This is a genomic window from Hoeflea sp. BAL378, from assembly GCF_000759435.1.
Taxonomy (GTDB): Bacteria; Pseudomonadota; Alphaproteobacteria; order Rhizobiales; family Rhizobiaceae; genus Hoeflea.
The window spans coordinates 1-1,646 of sequence record NZ_JRJG01000258.1 but is presented as its reverse complement, the minus strand read 5'-3'; the positions used below and the strand labels follow the sequence as shown (position 1 = coordinate 1,646).

General features: G+C 68.5%; 2 protein-coding genes and 1 pseudogene. All 3 read left to right on the top strand.

What is annotated here, in order from left to right:
* Positions 1–344: pseudogene (locus LL06_RS25915) on the top strand (UxaA family hydrolase); the annotation flags it as partial.
* A gap of 21 nt (positions 345–365) precedes the next feature.
* The gene (locus tag LL06_RS25910) at positions 366–1,298 is read left to right on the top strand and encodes a hydroxyacid dehydrogenase (protein ID WP_035533930.1); all 933 of its coding nucleotides are present in this window, start codon (positions 366–368) and stop codon (positions 1,296–1,298) included.
* The coding region (locus LL06_RS25905) for an Ldh family oxidoreductase (protein ID WP_035533928.1) at positions 1,295–1,646 on the top strand (352 nt) is incomplete at its 3' end. The genes LL06_RS25910 and LL06_RS25905, both read left to right, overlap by 4 nt.

Genomic DNA, 1,646 nt, shown 5'->3' with positions numbered 1-1,646 from the left:
AGGGCCTGTACTTCATGGACTCGTCCTCGGCGGCGGCGGAATGCGTCACCCTGATGGCAGCGGGCGGCTATGTGGTGCACACCTTCCCCACCGGGCAGGGCAACGTGATCGGCAACCCGATCGTGCCGGTGATCAAGATCACCGCCAACCCGCGCACGGTGAGGACCATGGGCGAGCATGTGGACGTCGACGTCTCGGGGATCCTCAGGCGCGAGATGACCATCGACGAGGCCGGCGACGCGCTGATCGAGATGATCCTGCGCACCTCCAACGGCCGCGCCACCGCCGCCGAGGCGCTCGGCCACCGCGAGTTCTCCATGACAAAGCTCTATCGCTCGGCGTAAGACACAACAGGCGGGGTTTCCATGGCGCATATTGTCATCACCGAATTCATGGACGAGGCGGCGGTCGCCCGCCTCGCCCGGGTCCATGACACGCTCTACGATCCGACGCTGGTCGACGATCCGGCGGCGCTGCATGGCCATCTGACGGCCGCGCGGGCGCTGATCGTGCGCAACCGCACCCAGGTGCGCGAGACGCTGCTCGGCATGGGGCCGAAGCTCAAGGTGGTCGGCCGGCTCGGCGTCGGGCTCGACAATATCGATGTTGGCGCCTGCAAGGCGCGCTCGATCAAGGTGATCCCGGCCACCGGCGCCAATGACCTTTCGGTGGCGGAATATGTGATCACCACGGCGCTGATGCTGCTGCGCGGCGCCTATCTGCGCTCGGCCGAGGTGGCCTCGGGCGCCTGGCCGCGGCAGTCGATGATGGGGCGGGAGCTCGCCGGCAAGACCATCGGGCTCGTGGGCTACGGCTCGATCGCGCGCGAGGTGGCGTGGCGGGCGCACATGATGGGCATGCAGATCGTCGCCTACGACCCTTACCTGATGGCCGATCATCCGGGCTGGCAGATCGCCCGCAATGTCTCGCTCGATGCGGTGCTGGAACTCTCCGACGTGGTGTCGCTGCACACGCCGCTGACGGAGGCGACGCGGCGGATGATCAATGCCGAGGCGCTGGCCTCGATGAAGAAGGACGCGATCCTGATCAATGCCGCACGCGGTGGCATCGTCGACGAGGCGGCGCTGGCCGAGGCCCTGAGAGCGGGAAAATTGGGCGGGGCGGCGCTCGACGTGTTCGAGACCGAGCCGCTGACGGCGGAAGCGGGCGAAAAGTTCACGGGTCTTGCCAACCTGGTGCTGACGCCGCATGTCGCCGGCGTGACCCGGGAATCCAATGAGCGCGTCAGCCACCTGATCGCCGAGAAGGTGCTCGAAGCGCTGGGGAGCAAGGCATGAGCGAAATGCTGACGATGGCGCCCGACGCCGTCACCGACCTCATCGTCGGCGCGCTGACGCGCAGCCGGACCTCGGCGGAGAATGCGCAATCGGTGGCCCGTGCGCTGCTGGCGGCGGAACTCGCCGGCCAGGGCGGCCACGGCCTGCGGCGGGTCGAGGCCTATTCGGCGCAGGCGCGCGCCGGCAAGGTCGACGGTTTCGCCACGCCGACAGCCAAGCAACTGAGGCCCGGGGCGCTGGCGATCGACGCCGCCAACGGCTTTGCCTATCCGGCGATGGACCTGGCGCTCGACTGGCTGCCGGGGGCGGCGAAGACCCAGGGAATCGCCATCGCCGGCATTCGCCGCT

What these genes read in the sequence shown, in the direction of transcription:
- LL06_RS25910 (WP_035533930.1), top strand. Translation starts at nt 366, where the DNA reads ATGGCGCATATTGTCATCACCGAATTCATGGACGAGGCGGCGGTCGCC.